Genomic DNA, 22,407 nt, shown 5'->3' with positions numbered 1-22,407 from the left:
GTCTATTTTACTTTCTGTTTATTGTTGTTTGGAAGGGCAAAGCAGGTTTAGTGGACACTGCTTGCATAATGGATTTCTGGCTTTACAGTATTTTCTACCAAGCGCAATCAGCAATACATGGACGGCTAAATAATCCTCTGGTCTGTAAAGGTATTGCAGAGATTCACGAATAACTGCATAGTTTCCATTGTTAGGCGCAAGGCCGAGCCGTTTTGAAATGCGGTTGACATGTGTGTCTACGGGAATTGTTGGCTTTTCTGAACAAAAAAGCAATACTACATCAGCTGTTTTGGGTCCAACACCGGGAAGTTGCAGCAATGCTTTTCTTGCTTCTTCGAATGGCATTGATAAAATTGGCTCTAGAGTTCCGTGGAATCTTTCAAGAATTATTCGCGAGACTTGCTTTATTGTCTTGGCTTTGTTTTTGTATAAACCTGCCACTTTCAAGCATTCTTCAATTTGGCTTGTTTTGGCATTTGCCAACACTTCGGGTGTTATTTCGAACCGCTTCGAGAGGCTTTCGAAAGCTTTTGCCGTGTTTTTGCTTGCAGTGTTTTGTGAAATTATTGTCGCTATTAATGTTTCGAAGGGTTCTTTCTTGACAGTCGCCCATTTTGGCATTGCAAATGTCTTTCGGAGTAACTTCAAGATTTTTTCGGCGTTAGTTTTGGTCATTTACTGAATCGCCCTTGAAAATAATAAATAGTGAATGTGTGAAGCTATAAATAAGCAATGGAGATTTGTTGATGGAACGGGCAAAAATCGTTAAAGACGAAATAATCGAGCAGAACATGCACATTCTTGCAGTTTATTTGGAAACAAAAAATGCATGCCTAGTTCTTCTAAGCGAAAAAGAAGACAAGCTTGGAACACTCGCCATTGCAGTTCCGAAACCAAAAGATTTGCTTGGACCACCTTCGTCATCAGTACTTTTAGGCGATAAAAACGCGATTTCCGCTCGCATGTTCGCTGAATACGTATCTTCCATCAAAAAGAAGATTGCGCTGGTTTCTATCTATCTGGAGACAATCAACGAAATACAAGCACAATCAATCTTCAAGAGGTTAATTGAAAAGGTTGTTCGCGTAGAAGCCGAAAAGGAAGGTGCTGTCGCATGAGTTTAAGAGAATTTCTCAAGCAGATGGAACTGGAAAAACAAGTATTACACATCAAAGATGAGGTTTCTACAAAGTTTGAAATCTCTCATATAATGAAAAGCTTTGACCATCAAGGCGCGATGCTATTGTTTGAGAAAGTAAAAGGTTACAATACGAAAGTTGTTGCTAATATTTGCGGAAGCAGAAACAGAATCTACACGGCACTCGCTACAAGCCAAAATGAATTTTACAAAAAACTGACAGAGGCTTGGCACTTTCCGAAAAAACCAAAAATTGTTAGAAACGGGTCAGTGAAGGAAGTTTTTGAGAATGACTTGTCTAAAATTCCTATACTAACACATTTCGAAAAGGATGCTGGACCATATATTACTTCAGCAGTTGTGCATGCAAAAAGCTTGAATGGGAATGCCGAGAATGTATCAGTGCATCGTCTTCAAGTTTTAGACAGAAAACATTTGGCAATTCGTTTGGTTCCTCGACATCTTTTCAAACTGTGGCAAGAAGCTAAAAATGCTGGTAAAGATTTGGATGTTTCAATTTCTATTGGTGTTCATCCAGCGGTTATGCTTGCAGCGTCTTCGCCCATTCCATTTGGAGTTAGCGAGTTCGAAGTTGCAAACACATTGATGAAAGAGAAACTTCAACTAATAGAATGCGAACATGTAAACGCTTATGCTCCTGCCGAAGCAGAACTAGTTTTGGAGGGCAAGATATCTGCACAGAAGGAAGTTGATGAAGGCCCATTTGTGGATATAACAGGCACGTATGACATCGTTAGGAAACAGCCAGTTGTCGAGATTATTGGCGTCATGCATCGTAAGGACTATTTTTATCAAGCGCTTTTGCCTTCAGGAACAGAGCACAAGCTTTTGATGGGCTTGCCGCATGAAGTTTTGATTTGGGAGGCTGTCTCTAAGGTTGTTCCAAAATTGCATGCAGTTAACCTTTCAATTGGTGGAAGCGGATGGCTTCATGCAGTAATAGCTATTGAAAAACAACTTGACGGGGATGGAAAAAATGCTTTGCTAGCTGCGTTTGCTGCGCATCCAAGCTTGAAGCATGCGGTGGTTGTGGATTCCGACATTGACGTGTTGGACGCTTCAGATGTGGAGTGGGCTATAGCGACGCGCTTTCAAGCCAACGAAGACCTCATCATCATAAACAATGTGCGTGGTTCAACGTTGGACTCTTCTGCCGACCAGGAAACTGGTTTGACAACTAAAATGGGTTTAGATGCCACTAGACCTTTCGTTAAGCCAAAGGAGAAGTTTGAGCGGGCAAAAATTCCAACCAGTAAGCATGTAGAGGCATTGGTTAATAAGTTGCGCAGTTTGTGACGCTAAATTTCTGCACACCTATTTATATAGGGGATATGAAGAGAAAATACAGAAGTTGGTGATTTTATTGTCTGAAGAGAAAAAAGAAGAAAGCGGCGTGTCATTGAAAGTTGAGGATGTTATGGTTAAAGAAGTAATAACCATAGATGAGAACGCGACTGTTAAAGAAGCAGCAGAAGTTATGAACAAGTTTGAGATAGGCTGCTTGATCGCAATTAGAAAAGGAAAAGCAATGGGGATAATAACTGAAAGAGACCTTTTAAAAAGGGTTGTTGCAGATGCAAAAGATGCTAATAAAACTAAAGTGAAGGATGTCATGTCAAGTCCGCTTGTTGTTGTTGAACCCAATATGGATTTGGAAGAAGCTGTTAAGTTGATGTTTCAGATGAAAATCAAAAAGTTGCCTGTCGTCGATGGAAAACGCCTTGTGGGCTTAATCTCCCTGACAGACATAGCTCGTTTTCAACCTCAAATGATAAGAATATTGAAGCAACTTGCTATGAGACAAACAACACCAAAAAGCATGAAGAAAGTAATAGATTACTACGTTGTTTAAGGGAACAGAAACTTCTATCTAACTACTCCTTTTTAAAGAAGTTTAATTTTTAGGTTTTACTCTAATCAAATAAGCAATAAAGGAACCCGATATTCCTTGAAAGAGACTTTAGTGTTAAAGGTAGATTCGCAGAAACCAGAAATCGAGAAAATTCGAATAGCAGCAGACTTCATCAAAAAAGGCGGTTTGGTAGCGTTTCCAACAGAAACCGTCTATGGCTTAGGCGCAGACGCATTAAACAAAAATGCGGTTTTGGCTCTTTTCGAAGCTAAAAAAAGACCATTGGATAATCCTCCAATAATACACGTGGAAAACATCAGAGACGTTTACAGATTAACACAAAGAGTGCCTTACAAAGCTGAGCGGCTTATGAGCGAGTTTTGGCCTGGACCTTTAACTTTGATTTTTAAACGTTCGGAGATTGTTCCAGATGTGACTGTTGCGGGTTTGAGCACTATAGCTATTCGTATGCCTAATCATAATGTGGCTTTAGCGTTGATTAGAGAAAGCGAATGCCCAATTGCAGCTCCAAGCGCAAATCTTGCTGGGAAGCCAAGTCCAACAACTGCGAAGCATGTTTTGGATGACCTTGAGGGAAGCATAGATGCGATTTTGGATGCAGGACCAACTTGTATTGGAGTTGAATCAACTGTTCTGGACATGACGGTTGACCCTCCACAAATTCTGCGCCCTGGAGGAACACCTTATGAAGTGTTGAAGAAAATTCTTGGAGAAGTTAGACTTCACCCGATTGCGATTGCTGAAAAACAACTTTCGATTGAGCAAGCGCGTTCTCCTGGGTTAAGGCATAGGCATTATGCTCCAAAAGCGGAGATGTTTGTTGTTGAAGGTGAATTGTCAGCTGTTGCTGCGAAAATTAAGGAGTTAGCGGAAACATTTATGCGTGAAGGCAAGAAAGTTGGCGTTCTTGCCACCGATGAATCTGCTGCGTTTTATCGGGCTGACGTAGTGAAATCGCTTGGAAGTAGGAATGATTTTGTAACTATTGCAAAAAACTTGTTTAGGCTTTTGAGAGAGTTTGATTTCGAAGGGGTTGACGTTATAATTGCTGAAGGTGTACCATTAGAAGGGTTAGGATTGGCTGTTATGAACAGATTAAGGAAGGCTTCTGGATACAAGATCATTAGAGTTAGTGATTGTTAGAAAAATTTATATTTAAGCGCTTTTCCCTTTGATTTTTGCTAAGTTTCAGTTTCACTTCCATACATGAAAACGTGTAGGAGGTGATGTTTAATGGCTGCTGCACCATCTGGTACAGTGCCAGTGTTGGTTTTGAAAGAGGGAACTGGCAGAACTACGGGAAGAGAAGCGCAGAGAAATAACATTATGGCTGCGAAGATAATAGCTGAGACTGTGAAAACCACTTTGGGTCCGAGGGGTATGGATAAGATGTTAGTCAGCAGTTTCGGTGATGTTGCCATAACTAATGATGGCGCTACAATCTTGAAGGAGCTTGATGTGCAGCATCCGGCAGCGAAAATGCTTGTTGAAGTTGCGAAGGCGCAGGACAATGAGGTGGGCGATGGAACAACTACTGCTGCGGTCTTAACTGGAGAGTTGCTTTCGAAGGCTGAGAATTTGCTTGACCAGAACATTCATCCAACAGTAATTATTGAAGGATTTAAGAAAGCTAGTGAAAGGGCCCAGGAAATTTTGGAGAAAATGGCGATTCCAGTGAGCATGAGTGACGAGGAGAAACTCATCGACGTGGCAGTGACATCCATGGGCAGCAAAGGCATCGCTGGCTCCAAAGAACATTTTGCTAAGCTGGCTGTGGAAGCGGTTAAGCATGTTGCAGAGAAGAAAGATGGAAAAATCAAGGCTGATGTGGACTTGATTAAGGTTTTGAAAAAACATGGAAAAAGCTTGGAGGAAACAGAGCTTGTCAAAGGCATGGTCATCGACAAGGAAGTAGCACATCCGCAAATGCCGAAAATTGTCAAAAACGCGAAGATAGCGTTGCTAAATGCGAAGTTGGAGATTGAAAAGACGGAGTTTGACGCTAAAATTAACATTGAAAGTCCAGAGCAGATGAAGCTTTTCTTAGATGAAGAGGAACGAATGCTTCGAGAAATGGTTGATAAAATAGCGGAAGCCGGTGCAAACGTGGTCTTCTGTGAGAAGGGCATTGATGATTTGGCTTTGCATTTCTTGGCAAAGAAGGGCATCTTGGCAGTGAAAAATGTAAGCAGTAGTGACATGGAGAAACTTGCAAGGGCTACTGGCGGCAAAATCATGGCTAGCTTTAAAGATTTGTCAAGCGAGGTTTTGGGAGAAGCAAAGGTTGTTGAAGAAGTCAAGATTGGCGAGGACAAGCTTGTTTATGTCAAGGAATGCAAGAATCCGAAGGCTGTCACAATTGTTGTTAGAGGCGGAACAGAACACGTTATTGACGAGGCTGAACGCTCACTGCATGATGCGCTGTGCGTTGTTAGAAATGCGGTTGAAGACGGAAAGATTGTTCCTGGTGGTGGTGCACCTGAAGCGGAGGTTGCAAGGCAACTTAGGGAGTACGCAGTGAAAGTTGGCGGTCGAGAACAGTTGGCAATTGAAGCTTTTGCTGATGCTGTGGAGTCTATTCCTTTAATTTTGGCTGAAAATGCCGGTTTGGACCCTATTGATATCATGGTGGCTTTGCGTGCTAAGCATGAAAGTGCTGCTTCGCCTTCTTATGGTGTTGATGTGTTTTCTGGTAAGGTCAGGGATATGCTGGAGTTGAAAATTGTTGAGCCATTGCGTGTGAAACAGCAGGTTGTGAAGTCTGCGACTGAAGCGGCGAACATGATACTGAAGATTGACGATTTGATTGCTGCGAAGGGTATGGAAAAAGAGAAAGAGAAGAAACCACCTAAGGAACCATCAGAGTTCGGCGAAGAATACTAGAAGACGACAATTCGTCTAAATTTCTTTTTCTTATTTCTTTTTGTTGTAAAGTTTTAGATTATGATAAGTGTGTTGTTAAGCTTGTGGAGGCTATAGCCCCCCTTATTTATAGGTTGAATTTGTAATATTCTGTTTGTTACGAAAGAGGGGTCTAAGTGATGATTGAGCGTGAGTCTTGTCCAAATGTGCAGATTAATCTGCGGGATTGTACATGCAGTTATGGCAGTTGTGAAAAACGTGGAAAATGTTGCGAATGTATAAGTTATCATAGGGAAAGGGGAGAGTTGCCGGGTTGTTTGTTTCCGTCAGAGGTTGAGAAGACGTATGACCGGACTATTGAAAGGTTCGTTAAGGTTCACAGTCGTTAATTTGCTATTTGTCTTTCTTTTTCGGATTTCTTTTCATGTGCATTTCTAGGTAGTCCTTTCCATACGGAAAGCACCATTCAAAATATTTCTGACATGGAAATTCTTCGCAATCACGCATGCAATAAGCAATGCCACACTTCACTGCACAATCTAAAACTAAACATAAAACGCCCTTACCGCCCCATTGAGTTTTAACCTTCTCTTTTGCTACTTCCTCAACGCCTGAACTGCAAACACAACCCAGTTTAGTGTGAAGAGCGCAAACATCACAGCAGATGCCGCAAGCAGCAACAAACTTCAAAGTGCACCAGCCTACTTTAGCATGGGTACTTTGACGCCCTTTTCCTTTGCTATTTTTTGTGCTTTTTCGTAGCCCGCATCTGCATGTCTCACTATTGCTGTTCCAGGGTCTGTTGTCAACACTGTAACTATGCGTTTTTCTGCTTCTCTTGTGCCGTCCGCTACAAGACACATTCCAGCGTGTATACTGTAACCTATGCCCACACCTCCGCCATGATGCACACTAACCCATGTCGCCCCACCAACAGCGTTGATTAAAGCGTTGAGTATAGGCCAATCAGCCACTGCGTCGCTTCCGTCTTTCATGGCTTCTGTTTCGCGGTTAGGCGAAGCCACGCTTCCACCGTCCAAGTGGTCTCGTCCAATCCAAACTGGTCCAGAAAGCTCTTTTTTAGCTACCATCTCATTGATTATTTTGCCAAATCTTGCTCTTTCACCGAACCCAAGCCAGCAAACCCGTGCTGGTAAGCCTTGAAACTTCACTTGTTCTTTTGCCTTTTTTATCCAGCGGCACAGTTCCTTGTCGTAGGCGAACTCTCGCAGAATCACGTCATCTAACGCGTAAATGTCTTCTTTGCTGCCGACAAGCGAGGTCCAACGGAACGGTCCGCGTCCTTCGCAGAACATGGGTCTAATGTAACGCTGAACAAAGCCTGGATAAGCAAAAGCGTCTTTGAACCCAGCGTTGTAGGCTTGTTGCCGTAGGTTGTTTCCGTAATCAAAAGTAACCGCTCCCTTCCGCATCATCTTAACCATAGTTTCAACTTGCACGCGCATGCTTTCATTTGCCCTTCGCAGATATTCCTTTGGGTCATTATTTCGAAGCTCATCAGCTTCTTTTTTGGATAAACCAGCAGGATAATAACCATTCAACGGGTCATGCGCTGAAGTCTGGTCAGTTAAAACATCTGGGATTATTCCACGCTTTAGCAGTTCTGGATGAACTTCCGCTGCGTTGCCAAGCAAGCCTATACTGCGTGGAACACCATCACGTTTGGCTTCCATGACCAGTTTTACAGCTTCATCCAAATCGTCAGTCCACATCTCCAAATACTTATGCTTGAGTCTGCGTTCAATAGCCCACTTATCAATCTCAACAACAAGTGCAACACCATCATTCATGGTAACCGCTAAAGGCTGAGCCCCGCCCATCTCACCCAAACCGGCAGTCAAAACAAACCGTCCACGCAACGAACCGCCGAAATGTTCCTTTGCAACAGCCGCAAGAGTCTCGTAAGTGCCTTGTAAAATTCCTTGCGTTCCTATGTAAGCCCAAGAACCAGCCGTCATCTGCCCAAACATTATTAAGCCCTTCTGCTCCAGCTCGTAAAAGTAATCCCAAGTAGCCCATTTCGGCACAAGCATCGCGTTAACAATTAAAGCACGAGGAGCCCACTCATGAGTTTTAAAAACGGCAACAGGCTTGCCGCTTTGAACAAGCATGGTCTCGTCAGGTTCAAGCTCCGTTAACGTCTCAACAATCTTTTCGAAGCATTCCCAGTTTCGCGCAGCTTTACCCGTGCCGCCATAAACAATGAGCCTTTCTGGGTCTTTAGCCACTTCTGGGTCAACAACGTTAAAGAGCATGCGTAGGATGCCTTCAATCTGCCAGTTCTTACAATGCAGTTCTGGACCCGTCAAACACTTAACGGGTCTCTTAATCTTAACCATTCAAGCTCACTGTGAACCACAATGACAGAAGCACATTATAATTTTTGCTCACACCCGTCACGTTTATTAAGGAACGCACTAACGTAAATCGAAAGGAGAAAGAAGCATGAAAGGAGTATTAGTGTTCCTTGCAATCTTCTTCATCTTCTTAGCCGCAACCTTATACTATGCTGAACTACCACCCGGCAACACAATCAGCGAAAACATGAACGTAGACCCAACAGTAGAATATGGAGGGTTCAAAGTTAAAACAATAACTTCAGCAATATTCAACGCAGTAATTTATGGCATAATAATCTGGGTAATCTTCACAATCATAGACAAAGTAAGAAAACGTAAAAAATAAACTAATACGCTCCTATTCAGTCTCGCGAATAAGCACCATCTCGCCTTGCTTTTCTCTATCAACAACCACTCTGCCGTTTTTGATAACCTTGTCCACGAGATTCACGCCAAAATGATAGCCGAGAAACTTATGATTCGGCACATCCAAAATGACGACGTCAGCTTTTTTGCCAACCTCTAAACTACCAACTTCGCCGGCTCTGCAAACTGCATGAGCCGCATTTATCGTTGCAGCCGTTATGGCTTCGGCAGAAGTTAACCTCATAAAATGACAGGCAAACGCTATAACCAACTGCATATTCTCGACCAAACAGTTAGGATTAAAATCTGTTGCCAAAGCCACAGGAACGCCAGAATCAATCATTAACCTAGCGTCTGCATAGCGCCCCATCATAAGGCTAAAGGCGGCGGCAGGAAGCAAAACTGCAATCACTCCCTTTTCAGCCATGGCTTTTATGCCCTCAACCGAAGAAAAAAGCAAATGCTCAGCAGAAACAGCGCCTACATCAGCCGCAAGCTCCGCACCACCAAGCATACTCATCTCATCAGCATGAACCTTAGGCTTCAACCCATGGCTTTTGCCTGCACTCAAAATGCGCCTAGACTGCTCAAGAGTGAAAACGCCTCTCTCACAGAAAACGTCACAAAACTCTGCCAAGCCCTTCTCAGCCACTTTCGGAATTATATCCTCAACTACAAGGTTAACATAACCATTTGGGTTGTCCCTAAATTCTGGCGGAATAGCATGAGCGCCTAGAAAAGTTGAAACTACATTCACGCAATGAAGCTGGTTTATGCGCTTTGCAGCCTCCAAAATCTTTAATTCATCTTTAGTTGTTAAGCCATAACCACTTTTAGCTTCAACAGTGGTTGTTCCATGCTCCAACATAATATCAAGCGTTTTGATGCCTAAATCAACAAGCTTTTCCATACTTGCCTTTCTTGTCTCTTTAACAGTTTTCAATATGCCGCCGCCCGCGCTGAGAATCTCCATGTAAGAAGCGCCTTCAACCCGCATCTGAAACTCTTCTTCACGCGAACCAGCAAAAACCAAATGCGTGTGAGGGTCAACAAAACCGGGTAAAACAGTCTTGCCATTAGCGCTCAGTATGGTTTCTGCTCTGTAAACCTTTGCAACCTCAGGCGTTTTTCCAACGGCTACAACAACGCCGTCTTTAATCGCCAAACCACCATTGCGTATTATTCCAAGCTCACGCATCTGCTTGCCAACACGAGGTTTCTGGTTGCCTCCGCCAAGAGTAACAAGCTCATCAGCATTCACGATGAGCAAATCTACTTTTTCTCTGGCTCGTGGCTTGACAGTTTTATTCAAAGGCACCGCCTTTCTCCATGACATTGTGTATGGCTATTTCTAAAACGCGGTCTTCTGTTAAATTGTCAACCTTCAAGTAATATGCAGCCACATCAATAAGAGCTTTTAAAGGAGCCATACCACAGAATTCTGAGCCTACTATCGGCACGTTATACCGTGCACACTCAACCTTCAGCAATTCAAATACTCGATAAAGCGGCGTCTTCTCAAAATCGTTTATGCTCATGCCTATCTGCGTAATGTTCTTTTCAGGAATAAAAGCAGCCATAGCCTTAACATTTGAAAAACCGCCCTTTTTCGCATGCAAAGCCTTCGCAATTTTCTTCGCAACCGCCAAATCCGCAGTGCCCAAATTAACGTTAAAGCCAGCCATAAGTTTACGAGCCCCAGCTATAGTCGCGCCAGCTTTGGGATTAAACTTGGCTGGACCAAAATCTGGCTTACGCTCGGGCTTAGTAATGTTTTCAGCGAGCTTTTCGTATTCACCTTCACGAATCCAATCCAAATCTTTACGTTCAGGCTTCGGCTGCGCCTCCCCATAGAGATAAACTGGAACGTTACATTTTTCTGCTAATGTTTTGCCAAATTTTTTTGCAAGCTCAATACAGTCTTCTAACGTTACGTTTTTAATAGGTATGAAAGGCACAACATCAACTGCGCCTAAACGTGGATGCTGACCCTTATGCTTGCGCATGTCAATAAGCTCAACCGCCTTAAAAGACGCATTCAAAACAGCGTCAAGAACAGATTTCTTGTCACCAACAACCGAAACCACAAGCCGATTATAATAACCATCAAAGGTATAATCAAGCAAAAACGCGTTTCGCGTTTTTCGAACCTCGTTAAGAATTGACTCAACAACTTTCGGGTCTGAAGTGCTAAAGTTAGGCACACACTCAACGATTTCAGCCATCTCCAAGCCTCCACGCACTTTATGAGAAGGGTGTTTATTAGATAAGCATTTTTGAAGAAGAATAAAAAAAGAATGGGGTTTCGGTTTACTTAGAATTAAGAGGTTGCCTTTGGCTTTCTGACCGCGTAGATTATTATGCCTATGCCAATGAAAACCCAACCGAGCCCGAAGACAATGTAGCCTAATCCAACCATAGTAATTGCGCCTGCACCGTTAGATAAGATGTCCTTGAACGCTTTTTCGAATCCCAAGAACGTTTCGGTTTCGCTATTCCATGCGTCTTGGTATAGGCTTAAAGCGTCTTGATAATTGCTTACTGCGTCGCTAAATCTACCTTTTTTATAATCATCGTCAGCAATGTCTTCTGTAGCTTCAGCCTTACGAAATAGTTCTCTTGCCTTTGCAGTAAGGGACATATAGCCAGATGAGTATTTGTTAATCTCTCGTCTCAATTCTATTGCATCTGCTTGTTCGTCGGATAAAACTGCAAAATTGCTTCCACCTTGCGGAGTGTTTGACCCTAAGTTTGTTCCGACGGCATTAACGTCTTCTATATAAATCGTGTAGCTATGTTTTACAATGTTTGAAGCCACTGTTGTGTCTGGAACAGTAAACGTAATGGTGAACACATGCGACAATCCTGGCGGTAATCGATAAATGAGCAACTCAGTTAGGTTAACTTCAGTGGAAGAGTAGTTGATTCCCCAGTCAAAACCTACGTAAACGGCAGTGATGTTCATCGTGTCAGAAAGATGGTTATAAACGTTGACTTTCAGAATTGCTGTGGACCCAGTTTTGTATCCAGCGGAAACGTATCCTAGAAAACTGTCAGTTTCGTCTTTTAATAAAGCGTCAATCCAGTTATGCGATGATATAGTCGCTTTAGCCGGTCTAGCAGTTGCGGATAATGCGAAAATCGCTAGCATTGAAACTAAAAGCAACATATTCAGCTTTTTCATTTTTGAACCCACATGATAAATCATAACGTACCATTTTTAACATTTTCTATAAAGCTGCCAACTCAAATGCAATGGTAAGAGGAAACCGCACTCTAAAACTTAATAATTGCTCCAACAAAATTATTCGCCAAAGAAAATGAGGATTGAATACGCATGGAACTTGAGTTTGAAAGCCCTCAATGGAATCAAATATACACTATGCTTTTGAACTTGGCAGAAAAAATACGAAGAAACAAGTTCAAGCCGGACGTGATTGTGGGCGTTTCCAGAGGCGGTTGGCCACCAGCAAGAGTACTCTCTGATTTGCTGAACAATCCTAACCTTGCTAATGTCAGAGCCGAATTTTACGTTGGAGTTGCAGAAACAAAAGGCGAGCCATGTTTAACGCAGCCAGTTTCTGTACCCGTCGAAAATAGGCGAGTGCTTGTTGTGGACGAAATTGCGGACACTGGCAACAGCCTAAAATTAGTTAAAGAGCACTTGTTTGAAAAAGGCGCAAAAGAAGTCAAAATAGCCACTGTTTACTACAAGCCATGGAGCATCATAAAACCAGACTACTACGAAAAGGAAACAAGCCGTTGGGTGGTTTTTCCATGGGAAATAAAAGAAACTGTTAGAAAAATAGTCAAAAAATGCAGAGAAAAAGGAACGTCTGTGGAAAAAGAAATTGAGAAACTTGTAAAGTCGGGGATTCCGGCTGAACTTGCCGAGAGGTTTTTGAAGGAAATTTTTGAGGAAGAAAATTGCTGAGACACGTAGAAGAGTTTGGGAAGTATGCGGCAATAGAAGGCTTCAAAAACGCGAAAATTTGGGATGTTAAGAAATTTTTAGAGGACATTCGGAAGGAAAAGCCTTCAACTGTGGAGATTCAATTTTTTGATGCAGAATTTGTGGCTACTTGGCGGCACTTGTATTTTGCTGTTTTAAACGCATTAACAGCCTTCAAAAACAAATGCAATATTTCAAAAAGTTTTGAAATGGAAACAATGCTTTATGCTTCGGCGCAGCGCCAAATTCGAAAGGCTATGGAGCTGCTTGGAATCAAGTCCAACACAGCGAACATAGCAGTGCTCGTTGTTGGAGACGAAAGAGAAAAGGTAAAGGCAACAGCATCAGCCATTTCAAAGCGGATTGCTGCACAAGTTGACGATAAAATTTTGGAAATGTCTAGACAAAAGATGGCAACGATTCGAAAAACTTTCAAAATATCAGACAAGGAACTTGAAGCAGTAACGAGGGAAGATAATATAGAAGACGCTTTAACTGACCTTGTTATTGAACGGATGGCACTGTTGGCTACTCAACGTTAATTTATAGCACTTTTTCTTTTATGACTGCTAAGATTTCGTCTGGTTTTATAACGGAGATTCCAGTCAATCCGCCGACAACTTCGATTAGGAGAATTTTGTCGGGTTTGTTTAAGTCGACTTTTCTTTCAATGTTTACCGCTGCATTCTCGATTATGTCTCTTGTGGATGTTTCTGTAAAGCGTTTCTCAACCGTCACGCGGAACGTCTCATTTTCCATTATTTTCGTGCTTAATTCAGTAGCAGCTTTCTGAATAGCGCCTAAATCTGTGCGGACAACCTTCTCTATCGGAATTATCCTAAGAGTGTAGCGGAACTCGTAGGGACGCTCATGCAAGATTTTGCGAAGCTTCTCTATAACCTCAAACGGGTTAAACGCGGTTTTTGCAGCAATCAAACCCGCAACACCAGTTTTATCAACAGTCGCCGCTGAATCTCCCACTTCTCCAAGCAAATACCACAATTCAGAACAAGCTTCATCCTCATTTCCACGAGAAGTTGTAGCTAAAAGATTAAAATCTCTAAGCACAACCTCACCCTCACTAGTAATTAAGTCAACAACCAAATTTAACGTTTAATTGTTATAAAACAATTTTAGGGTCAGTGCAGGTTAGTGGCTATCTCACAGCTTTTGGCTCTCAGCCGTCGCCTCACATCATCCCACATTTAACATGCAATCACAAAGATTTATCCATTTTGATGCATAAACGTAAACATTAGGCTTAAATTTCTCTGCAAATGACTTCTATAACTCTAAAGAGAAGGAATCAACATTGACAGAAAAAAAGCCCGTAATCGTAGTTCACGGCGGAGCCGGTACATGGCAACCTGAACGCAGCCAACCAGGATTGGAAGGAGTCAAAAGAGCAGCAAGAACTGGTTTTGAAATTTTAAATAATGGCGGCAGTGCTGTTGACAGCGTCATGGAGGCTGTCGTAGTCATGGAAGATGACGGCGCGTTCAATGCAGGCTACGGTTCGACCCTTAACATTGAAAAACAGGTGGAGATGGAAGCGTCAATTATGGATGGAAAAACGTTGCAAGCTGGCGCTGCAAGCCTTTTGAAAGACATTAAAAATCCTGTCCGTTTGGCAAGAATAGTTATGGAAAAAACAGACCATGTTTTCGTGGCTGGCGAAGGCGCAGAAAAACTTGCCAAAATTTTCAACCTTGAAAGAAGAAGCCCCGTAACGGAGCTCAGGCTAAAGTATCATGAGCAACAGAAGAAAATCCTTCTTGAAGGCAAGTTTGAGCTGCCAAAACTGTATAATCTAGTTAAAAATCACCCAGAATTTTTCGAGCTTGAAACCGTAGGTGCTGTTGCATTAGACAAAGATGGAAATGTCGCAGCAGCAACTTCAACCGGTGGGTTCCCATTAAAACTTCCAGGAAGAATCGGTGATTCTCCGCTGATAGGATGCGGCACATACGCAGACAATCAAGCTGGAGCATGCTCAGCCACAGGTGTTGGCGAAATAGCCATACGGCTTGTTCTGGCGAAAACAGTTTGTAACTATATTGAAATGGGAAAAAGTGCGCAAGAGGCTGTTGAATCAGCTATAAGTCTCGTAAACAAGAGAATGTCAGCCACTTACAATTCCATGGGATTAATCGCGGTTGACGCTCAAGGAAGAATTGGTGCAGCCCACAGCTCGCCAAACATGTGCTGGGCATACCTAACGCAAGAAAAAAAAGAGCCAGTTGCTTCTTTAACAGCTAAAATCGTGAAATAAAGCATCCAAAAATACGTAAGCGAACAAGATTTTTGGTTGCTATTCTCGACAACTGACGTATAAAAATGCTTAAAGCAACGGTAGGTTTCTCTTGCATCCCTAAACATAAAACAAGTGGAGGTGAAAAAATGCGAGAGGAAGAAGAATGGGAAGAAGAGGAATGGGAAGAAGAAGAGTGGGAAGAGGAAGAATGGTAAATATTTAGCATCATCTAGAATTTTTTTGTATCTTTCTTTATGAGAATATTCAAACGGTTTTTATATAATTTTGATGTTTATGTTTAGACCATACTAGTTGACATTATGATATGGGAAGAGACATGACGAGAGTTGCAGTGATAGACTTTGACAAGTGCAAGCCAAAACGTTGCAATAGACTATGCCATCACTTTTGCCCCATAGTGCGCACGCGCGTTGAAGCTATACGATTTGAAGATGACAAAGCCGTAATTGTTGAATCTCTCTGCACCGGATGTGGAATATGCGTAAAAAAATGCCCGTTTAAAGCCATCTCCATAGTCAACCTTCCAGACGAATTAGAAAAAGACTGCAGCCACCGCTTCGGAGAAAACACATTCAAACTCTACAGACTACCAACACCAGCCCCCAGCACGGTTTTGGGATTGCTTGGACAAAACGGAATAGGCAAAACAACAGCACTCAAAATACTCTCCGGAGAAACCAAACTAAACCTTGGAAATTACGAAACGCCACCAGAATGGAACGAAATAATCACACATTATAGAGGGTCAACACTCCAAGAATATTTCCAAAAGATGAGCGAAAACAAACTCAAAATTTCACATAAGCCACAATACGTAGACAAAATTCCAAAAGCCGTGTCTGGAAAAGTTGGAGAACTACTCGAAAAAGTAAACGAACGCAAGAAACTCGAAGAAATCTCTAAACAACTTGAACTGAAACAACTCTGGAACCGCTCATTAGACGTTTTAAGCGGAGGTGAACTGCAACGTGTAGCTGTAGCAGCAGCAATTTGCCGCGAAGCTGACGTGTACCTTTTTGACGAACCATCAAGCTATTTAGACGTAAAACAAAGATTGGAAGTAGCTAAGGCAATAAGGAGCCTAAAGAATGAAGAAAAAACAGTTATTGTAGCGGAACATGACCTAGCAATAATAGACTACTTATCAGACCAAATCTGCATTTTTTACGGAGAACCAGGCGTCTACGGCGTAGTTTCCAACGTTCACGGCGTAAGGACAGGAATAAACATTTACTTAGAAGGTTACATCCCAGACGAGAACGTCAGATTCAGAAAAGAAGCCATAATATTTCACGAGAAACCCCCGCGAACAAGCTTTGGCGCCGGCGAAACACAACTAAAATGGGGACAAATCGAGAAAACCTATGAAGGGTTTAAGCTTGTCGCAAGCCCAGGAGAAATAAAGAGAGGCGAAATCATCGGCATTCTCGGACCTAACGGTATTGGAAAAACAACCTTTGTGAAAATCCTTGCCGGAATCGAAGAGGCAAATGGCGGAATCAAATTTGGAGAATTAGAAGTAAGCTACAAGCCCCAATACATTTCCGCAGAATACGAAAGCACAGTCCACGAGCTCTTGAAAAATATCGCAAAAGAAAACTTCACCTCAAGCTGGTACAAAACAGAAATCCTTCAACCCCTAAATGTAGAACCTCTTCTAGATAGAAATCTAACTGAACTCAGCGGCGGCGAACTACAAAAGGTCGCCATTGCCGCTTGCTTATCGCGTAAAGCCCAACTATACCTACTTGATGAGCCAAGCGCTTACTTAGACGTTGAAGAACGATTGAGCATGGCACGAACCATCAGAAGAATCGTAGAAGCACACAACGTGACAGCCTTCGTCGTCGAGCATGACGTGGTTGCCCAAGACTTCATAGCAGACCGCCTAATGATTTTCACAGGAGAACCCGGAGTGAAGGGAATTGCAAACCCGCCTACAAGCTTGAGAGATGGGATGAACATGTTTTTGAAGGATATGGAAGTCACTTTCCGAAGAGACCCAACTACGAAAAGACCGAGAGTTAACAAGGAAAACTCGAAGTTGGACAAGTTTCAAAAACAAATTGGAGAGTACTATTACGTACGTGAGCTGCGAAAATGAAGCAGAAAGTGAATGCCATGGTTAAGCTGAATAAAATAGAAAACGAATTGCTAAATACCGCCTTAAAAGCCATGGATAACGCGTATGTTCTTTGGGGCATCAAAGTTGGCGCTGCTGTCCTCGCAGAAGACGGAAAAATCTATGGCGGTTGTAACGTGGAAAGCTGGATTTCTGGACTTGGCATATGCGCAGAAAGATGCGCAATAAACCACGCAATCTCACATGGAAACTGCAAAATCAAAGCAGTAGCTCTCGTTATGAATGCAAATGCAAATAAAGAACCCAGACCATGCGGAGCATGCTTACAGTACATTTATGACTTTGCAGAAAATCCCAAAATTAAAATCCTCATGGCAAAAGCAAAAAATGGCAAAATCCTGTTTGAAACCGTTGAAGTAAAGAGTATTAAGGAGTTGTTGCCATTTCCTTTCCGGAAATGAATTATCTACACTGAAAAGTGTAGTTAAATTAAAGAATGAGCAAAGCATATCGTAGGATGTTACCTTTCGGGAGAGAGGCTGGTGGAGGCTTAAAGTGGCTCAGATAACCTTCGAAGAAATAAGTGCTTCAGACTTTTTCTACCGCAACCGCGACATTGCTGGCTTCACAAATCCGTCAAGAGCCATTTTCGCAGCAATAAGAGAACTTGTTGAGAACTCTTTAGATGCTGCAGAAAGCCTAAAAATTCCACCAGACATCTACGTCCGACTCTCATATGAAGGAGAAGCCAGCAAAGAAACCCAAATTTACAAGCTAAGAGTGGAAGACAACGGAATAGGCGTCCCGCCGAGGCACATACCATCAGCCTTCGGACAAGTGCTTTTCGGCTCAAAATACAAACTAAAACAACAAAGAGGAACATTCGGTCTCGGCGGAAAAATGGCAATCCTATACGGACAAATCACCACACATCAGCCGGCCACGATAATCTCAAGCACCGGCGGAATGACAAAAATCTACAGTTATAAACTCATGATCGACATCCAACGAAACCGCCCAATAATACTTGACAGAAAAGTGCTCATAAACAAGGAACAATGGAGAGGAACAATAGTCGAATTCTGCTTGGAAGGCGACTATTTGAGGGCTATGCCCAAAATTTTGGATTACTTCAAACAAACAGCAATGGTTAACCCATATGCAAACTTAACTTTCGTTGACCCAAAAGGAAGGTTGTACAGATTCACAAGAGTAACCAAAGAAATGCCCGAACCACCCAAAGAAACATTACCACACCCCTACGGCGTAGACGTGGAGCTCCTTCAACGGCTAATCCAAGTCACACCGTACAAGAACATGCTGGAATTTCTAAAAAACCATTTCCACAGAGTCGGAGAAATCACAGCACAAAAATTTCTAGAATTCAGCAACATAAGTCCATCAAAAAATCCAAAGAAACTATCACATGAAGAAATCGTAAGATTAATGCACATGCTTAAAAAATTCAAAGACTTCTTACCACCCGACGCTAGTTGCCTGTCCCCTTTAGGCGAAGAGCTATTAAAAGCAGGAATAATGAAAGAACTAAAACCAGAGTTTGTAGCTGTCCACCAGCGTAAACCATCCACATACGCAGGTCACCCATTCATAATTGAAGTCGGCATCGCCTATGGAGGAGAAATTCCAAAGAGAGGAGCCTTCATAATCTACCGATTTGCAAACAGAATCCCACTGCTTTACGACGAAGCAAGCGACGTCTCAGTCAAAGTCATAAACGCAATGAACTGGAGAAGATACAAAGTCACACCAGAAATGCCAATCGCAATCTTAGTACACATTTGCAGCACAAAAGTCCCATACAAAACAGTCGGAAAAGAATTCATCGCCGACCGACCAGAAGTCAGAAGAGAAATCGCCAACGGACTCAGAGAAGTCGCCCGCCAAATCCAACATTTCCTAACAAGAATAGAACATGTAGACAGAGAAAAGAAACGACTCGGCGTCTTCAGCAAGTACCTGCCAAAAATAGCCCAATTCTCAGCAAAACTTGCTGGAAAAGAAAAACTCCCCGATATAGAAAAACTTTTGAAGAGCGTGAAAAGGTTTGGAACAGAAGAAACATAAAGTTAGCATGATAGAAAAAAGAAAGGAAGTCTTAGCAAGTTTAGAAGGTTTAGGGCTCAAAATTTACGACCAACTTGACAAAGGCTATTTTCCATCGATAGAAATGCCAAGTCGGTCAACAGAAAACATATACTACGACCCGCAAGTTAGACAATTCATCTTAGGCGACCGAAAGGTTCGAAGAAGCGCCCGTAACATCCGCCATCTTAAACCTTTCACTCAACTCACTTGGGCTGCAACGTTTTCTCACGAATTAACTTCGCAACGAAAGACATCAACGTTAAGGGATGTTTACTATTCCGCACAAGCTTATGAGATGACTTTCACAGACCAACAAGAATCAAACAATATAATAACGGATTTGGAAACGGTTCTGGGCTTATCAAGAGAAGACTTTAACATTTTCCCAGAAGAACGCTCAGCTGTTTTCGGCGACTTAACAATAGAATACACTGTGCCAGGCTATGAGGGAAGAACACTAAACCTAACATCACACCCAGACGGTGTCCTAATAGGACCAGCCTTAACCTCGTCTGAATTCGTCAAAACATCCGCCGACAAAGTCATAGCTATAGAGAAAGGCGGTTTGTTCACACGCTTCATAGAAGAAAGTGTGCACAAAAAATTCAACGCGTTGCTTGTTTTAACGGCTGGGCAAGCCCCGAGAGCAACAAGACATTTTATCAGAAGACTCAACAGAGAACTAAACCTTCCAGTTTACGTTTTCACGGATGGCGACCCATGGGGAATGCACATAGCCATGGTGATAATTTCGGGTTCGGCAAACGCTGCACATCTCAGAGAACTAAATACGCCGGACGCAAAATGGAGCGGTGTATGGGCAACAGACATAGTAAATTACAAACTGCCAACAGACCCATTAGATGATGTAGACATGAAAAGGCTCTACGAACTACAGAAAGACCCACGTTACAAAGACCCACTTTGGCAAAGAGAAATTAAGACATTCATGAAAATCAAACGAAAGGCAGAACAGGAAGCTTTCAGCAGATATGGCTTAACATACATTGTTGACGAGTACTTGCCGGCGAAACTTGAAGAAACAAAATAACATGAAATTGCATATTACCATCTCGAAATAACCCTTTTTATACAAGAATTGGAGTTAGCATCTGGGAGAAAGGAGAATGCGAAAACTCTTAGCTGTTAGCCTTAACATTATCTTGCTATTCTTAATAATCTCTCCAGTGTTAGTTACAAACGTTTCAGGAAAACGGTACTACAATCAAAGCCAATCCATTATTCTGTTACTGCAACAGCTCTGCGACAACGTTTCAATGTTGCCTAATGAAGCATTTGAAAATTCCAAACATGCAAGCATGGAAAAGAACACTTTCTGCAACAAAATTAACGCCATTATAAATCAGATTGAGGCTGGAGCTTATGATGGCGCAGTAAACAAGTTAAGAAACGACCTTGAAAATGTAGTTACCAAATGGATTACCAGCCCATGGAAGGAATGCTTGTTTGATTTAATCGAGGAAATCATAAAGTCCATTAAAGGATGCTGTTGTCCTCCGCATGATTTGACGCCACCAGTAATTCATGGAGTTTTTTATTACCCAGAAACGCCTGAATATGATGATTACGTGGGCGTTGTAGCGTATGTTACTGATTCAAAAAGCGGAGTTGCCAACGTAACCTTAAACTATTCAACAGATTTAGGCGAAAATCTTAATCTAACAATGAGTAAAACCGATGGCTTCTACACAACGGAGATTCCTCCTCAACCATATAATGCGAATGTTACTTTCCTCGTTTATGCATGGGATAAAGCTGGAAACATTGCGGTATCATCAACTTACTCATATAAAGTGGGAGATTTTCACCCACCAACTATAACATACATTGAACGAGTGCCAGCAGAACCAAACTACAATGAAACCGTTTTAGTTTCCGTGAATGTGACTGAGCCGCAATTTGCCAGCGGTGTCAAAGAAGTAATCTTAGCTTATAGCAGTGGAACAGGCTGGATGAACACTACAATGAGTGTTCAAGGTGGATTGTATGTTGCAACAATTCCAGAATTTCCTTATGGAACATTTGTTCAATATCGAGTCTACGCGTTTGATAATGCGGGAAACTGGATGGCTATGGATGTCTACTCTTACTCTGTACAAGACCGGTTCTTGCCAGTCGCAAGAATTGATGCTCCAACTTGTGGAAGTTGTTTAGCGGGAATCGTTAGTATTGAAGTTTATGTTTATGATGATAATTTTGTCGAAGCAAACTTAACAGTTAACGGAACAATTTTAACTTCGTGGAGTGAAGTTGAACATCATACATATTTATTGGACACAACAACATTGCCTGACGGCACTTACACATTAAAGCTTGAAGCACACGACCAAGCGGAAAACACTGCCAAAACAGAATGTACAATAATAGTGGATAACACAGCGCCAACAGTGGAAATTGTATGGCCATTGAATGGGAGCTATGTTAGAGGCATGGTTATTGTTGAGGTTAGCGCTGAAGACGCCAACTTTGATGAAATGGAGCTTGAAATTGATGAGTTTGTCCATGTTTGGAATGCGGATGGAAGCCAAACTTACATTTGGGAAACGCCAGAGTATGATGATGGCATCTACACAATTGTTTTGTCTGCACGTGACAAGGCTGGAAACGAAGCTGAAACTAGCGTCTCGGTTACTGTGGACAACACGGTGCCGTTGATTAGTAATCTTACTTGGAATCCACTGGAGCCCATGGCTGGTGAACAAGTTAATGTTTCTGTAAAAGTGTTCGAAGAAGGGAGCGGAATTCAAAATGTCACTTTGTGGTTCAAAATTGGCGAGGGTGAATGGAACAGTTTGGCTATGACTTTGCAGAATGGCAACTGGACAGGCGTGATTCTTGGGCAAGAGGAAAATGTTACTGTCACGTTCTTTGTGGAATGTTATGATAACGCTGGAAATTCTGCTGTGACACAAGAAAAAGCGTATACGGTTAAGGCTGAAGGCGGTGGTGCAGGCACGGTTTCCGGTTTTCCGTTGAGTTGGCTTCTGTTAATAATTGCGATAATTGCTTCAGTGATAGGCGGAACTGTTTACTACTACAAGTATCGGAAGAAACGTGTGTAGTGTTTGAGAAGGAAATGCTTTAAATCTTGGACGGTTATTTCTATAGAAAACACGTTCAAGGAAGAAGCAGATATGAGCAGCGAAGAAGGCGGTTTCGGATTAACGCTTGCAGAAAAATTCTTTGGATTTATACTTGTTATTATCGGCGCTATAGCAACGTATTACACTTTCACAAGCGCCGACACTTTGGGAGTATTCACGGGATTTTTCGGATTCCTAAGTATTCTGCCAATAGTGATAGGAGTACTTTTGGTTACTGCGAAGATAGAACAGTAACCGTTGTGCTGC

Annotated in this window: 24 protein-coding genes; 17 read left to right on the top strand and 7 right to left on the bottom strand. The window is 42.3% G+C overall.

Annotated features, from left to right (window positions below; genetic code table 11):
• Positions 1–18 precede the first annotated feature (18 nt).
• Positions 19–675, bottom strand: coding sequence for an endonuclease III (gene nth / locus QXW63_07245; protein MEM3461686.1), 657 nt, complete (start codon positions 673–675; stop codon positions 19–21).
• 71 nt (positions 676–746) lie between these two features.
• Here nth and QXW63_07240 point away from each other — a divergent pair, with 71 nt between their 5' ends.
• The 6 genes from QXW63_07240 to QXW63_07215 all read left to right on the top strand — a co-directional run bounded on the left by QXW63_07240 (position 747) and on the right by QXW63_07215 (position 6,283).
• Positions 747–1,118 (top strand): hypothetical protein, encoded by a 372-nt coding sequence (locus QXW63_07240; GenBank protein MEM3461685.1) that lies wholly within the window; start codon positions 747–749, stop codon positions 1,116–1,118.
• Positions 1,115–2,455 (top strand): UbiD family decarboxylase, encoded by a 1,341-nt coding sequence (locus QXW63_07235; GenBank protein MEM3461684.1) that lies wholly within the window; start codon positions 1,115–1,117, stop codon positions 2,453–2,455. The genes QXW63_07240 and QXW63_07235 overlap by 4 nt, the downstream gene beginning before the upstream one ends.
• A 67-nt stretch (positions 2,456–2,522) precedes the next feature.
• Positions 2,523–3,011, top strand: coding sequence for a CBS domain-containing protein (locus tag QXW63_07230; protein ID MEM3461683.1), 489 nt, complete (start codon positions 2,523–2,525; stop codon positions 3,009–3,011).
• 111 nt (positions 3,012–3,122) lie between these two features.
• Complete coding sequence (locus QXW63_07225; GenBank protein ID MEM3461682.1) at positions 3,123–4,175, top strand: L-threonylcarbamoyladenylate synthase; 1,053 nt, start codon at positions 3,123–3,125, stop codon at positions 4,173–4,175.
• 90 nt (positions 4,176–4,265) lie between these two features.
• On the top strand, positions 4,266–5,915 hold the full coding sequence (thsB, locus tag QXW63_07220) for a thermosome subunit beta (GenBank protein MEM3461681.1): 1,650 nt from the start codon (positions 4,266–4,268) through the stop codon (positions 5,913–5,915).
• Positions 5,916–6,073: 158 nt separating this feature from the next.
• On the top strand, positions 6,074–6,283 hold the full coding sequence (locus QXW63_07215; protein ID MEM3461680.1) for a DUF6485 family protein: 210 nt from the start codon (positions 6,074–6,076) through the stop codon (positions 6,281–6,283).
• Between the two features lie 4 nt (positions 6,284–6,287).
• Here QXW63_07215 and QXW63_07210 read toward each other — a convergent pair whose 3' ends face one another.
• Together QXW63_07210 and hutU are read right to left on the bottom strand one after the other, a co-directional pair.
• Entirely contained in the window at positions 6,288–6,584 is a 297-nt protein-coding gene (locus QXW63_07210) for a hypothetical protein (GenBank protein ID MEM3461679.1), read from the bottom strand.
• An 11-nt stretch (positions 6,585–6,595) separates the two neighbouring features.
• Positions 6,596–8,254 carry a urocanate hydratase gene (hutU, locus tag QXW63_07205; GenBank protein ID MEM3461678.1) on the bottom strand — a complete coding sequence of 553 codons (1,659 nt, stop codon included), beginning with the start codon at positions 8,252–8,254 and terminating at the stop codon, positions 6,596–6,598.
• A gap of 106 nt (positions 8,255–8,360) precedes the next feature.
• Between hutU and QXW63_07200 the strand changes: the two genes are divergently transcribed.
• A complete protein-coding gene (locus tag QXW63_07200; protein ID MEM3461677.1) occupies positions 8,361–8,600 on the top strand; it encodes a hypothetical protein in 240 nt (79 codons plus the stop codon).
• A gap of 12 nt (positions 8,601–8,612) precedes the next feature.
• Here QXW63_07200 and hutI read toward each other — a convergent pair whose 3' ends face one another.
• From hutI to QXW63_07185, 3 genes are all read right to left on the bottom strand, one after another.
• Positions 8,613–9,890, bottom strand: coding sequence for an imidazolonepropionase (gene hutI / locus QXW63_07195; GenBank protein MEM3461676.1), 1,278 nt, complete (start codon positions 9,888–9,890; stop codon positions 8,613–8,615).
• Positions 9,891–9,924: 34 nt separating this feature from the next.
• Positions 9,925–10,845 (bottom strand): glutamate formimidoyltransferase, encoded by a 921-nt coding sequence (ftcD, locus tag QXW63_07190; protein ID MEM3461675.1) that lies wholly within the window; start codon positions 10,843–10,845, stop codon positions 9,925–9,927.
• 95 nt (positions 10,846–10,940) lie between these two features.
• A complete protein-coding gene (locus QXW63_07185) occupies positions 10,941–11,804 on the bottom strand; it encodes a hypothetical protein (protein ID MEM3461674.1) in 864 nt (287 codons plus the stop codon).
• A 153-nt stretch (positions 11,805–11,957) separates the two neighbouring features.
• On the opposite strand from QXW63_07185, the gene QXW63_07180 reads away from it, so the two are divergent.
• A complete protein-coding gene (locus tag QXW63_07180; protein ID MEM3461673.1) occupies positions 11,958–12,554 on the top strand; it encodes a phosphoribosyltransferase in 597 nt (198 codons plus the stop codon).
• Entirely contained in the window at positions 12,548–13,114 is a 567-nt protein-coding gene (gene cgi121, locus QXW63_07175) for a KEOPS complex subunit Cgi121 (protein ID MEM3461672.1), read from the top strand. Before QXW63_07180 ends, cgi121 begins: the two co-directional genes overlap by 7 nt.
• A gap of 1 nt (position 13,115) precedes the next feature.
• Here cgi121 and QXW63_07170 read toward each other — a convergent pair whose 3' ends face one another.
• Positions 13,116–13,640, bottom strand: coding sequence for a THUMP domain-containing protein (locus QXW63_07170; GenBank protein ID MEM3461671.1), 525 nt, complete (start codon positions 13,638–13,640; stop codon positions 13,116–13,118).
• A 244-nt stretch (positions 13,641–13,884) separates the two neighbouring features.
• Between QXW63_07170 and QXW63_07165 the strand changes: the two genes are divergently transcribed.
• From QXW63_07165 to QXW63_07130, 8 genes are all read left to right on the top strand, one after another.
• Complete coding sequence (locus QXW63_07165) at positions 13,885–14,844, top strand: isoaspartyl peptidase/L-asparaginase (GenBank protein MEM3461670.1); 960 nt, start codon at positions 13,885–13,887, stop codon at positions 14,842–14,844.
• Positions 14,845–14,909: 65 nt separating this feature from the next.
• Entirely contained in the window at positions 14,910–15,041 is a 132-nt protein-coding gene (locus QXW63_07160) for a hypothetical protein (GenBank protein ID MEM3461669.1), read from the top strand.
• 122 nt (positions 15,042–15,163) lie between these two features.
• Positions 15,164–16,951: a ribosome biogenesis/translation initiation ATPase RLI gene (locus QXW63_07155; protein ID MEM3461668.1), complete on the top strand. Its 1,788-nt coding sequence runs from the start codon at positions 15,164–15,166 to the stop codon at positions 16,949–16,951.
• A 17-nt stretch (positions 16,952–16,968) separates the two neighbouring features.
• A complete protein-coding gene (locus QXW63_07150; GenBank protein MEM3461667.1) occupies positions 16,969–17,391 on the top strand; it encodes a cytidine deaminase in 423 nt (140 codons plus the stop codon).
• A 94-nt stretch (positions 17,392–17,485) separates the two neighbouring features.
• Positions 17,486–19,015 (top strand): DNA topoisomerase VI subunit B, encoded by a 1,530-nt coding sequence (locus QXW63_07145; protein ID MEM3461666.1) that lies wholly within the window; start codon positions 17,486–17,488, stop codon positions 19,013–19,015.
• Between the two features lie 7 nt (positions 19,016–19,022).
• The gene (locus QXW63_07140; GenBank protein ID MEM3461665.1) at positions 19,023–20,087 is read left to right on the top strand and encodes a DNA topoisomerase IV subunit A; all 1,065 of its coding nucleotides are present in this window, start codon (positions 19,023–19,025) and stop codon (positions 20,085–20,087) included.
• 76 nt (positions 20,088–20,163) lie between these two features.
• The gene (locus tag QXW63_07135; protein MEM3461664.1) at positions 20,164–22,119 is read left to right on the top strand and encodes an Ig-like domain-containing protein; all 1,956 of its coding nucleotides are present in this window, start codon (positions 20,164–20,166) and stop codon (positions 22,117–22,119) included.
• Positions 22,120–22,191: 72 nt separating this feature from the next.
• Positions 22,192–22,395 carry a hypothetical protein gene (locus QXW63_07130; GenBank protein ID MEM3461663.1) on the top strand — a complete coding sequence of 68 codons (204 nt, stop codon included), beginning with the start codon at positions 22,192–22,194 and terminating at the stop codon, positions 22,393–22,395.
• Positions 22,396–22,407: the final 12 nt, after the last annotated feature.

It is taken from the genome of Candidatus Bathyarchaeia archaeon (genome assembly GCA_038873195.1).
Classification (GTDB): domain Archaea; phylum Thermoproteota; class Bathyarchaeia; order Bathyarchaeales; family Bathycorpusculaceae; genus DSLH01.
This window is presented reverse-complemented; position numbering and strand designations above follow the sequence as displayed.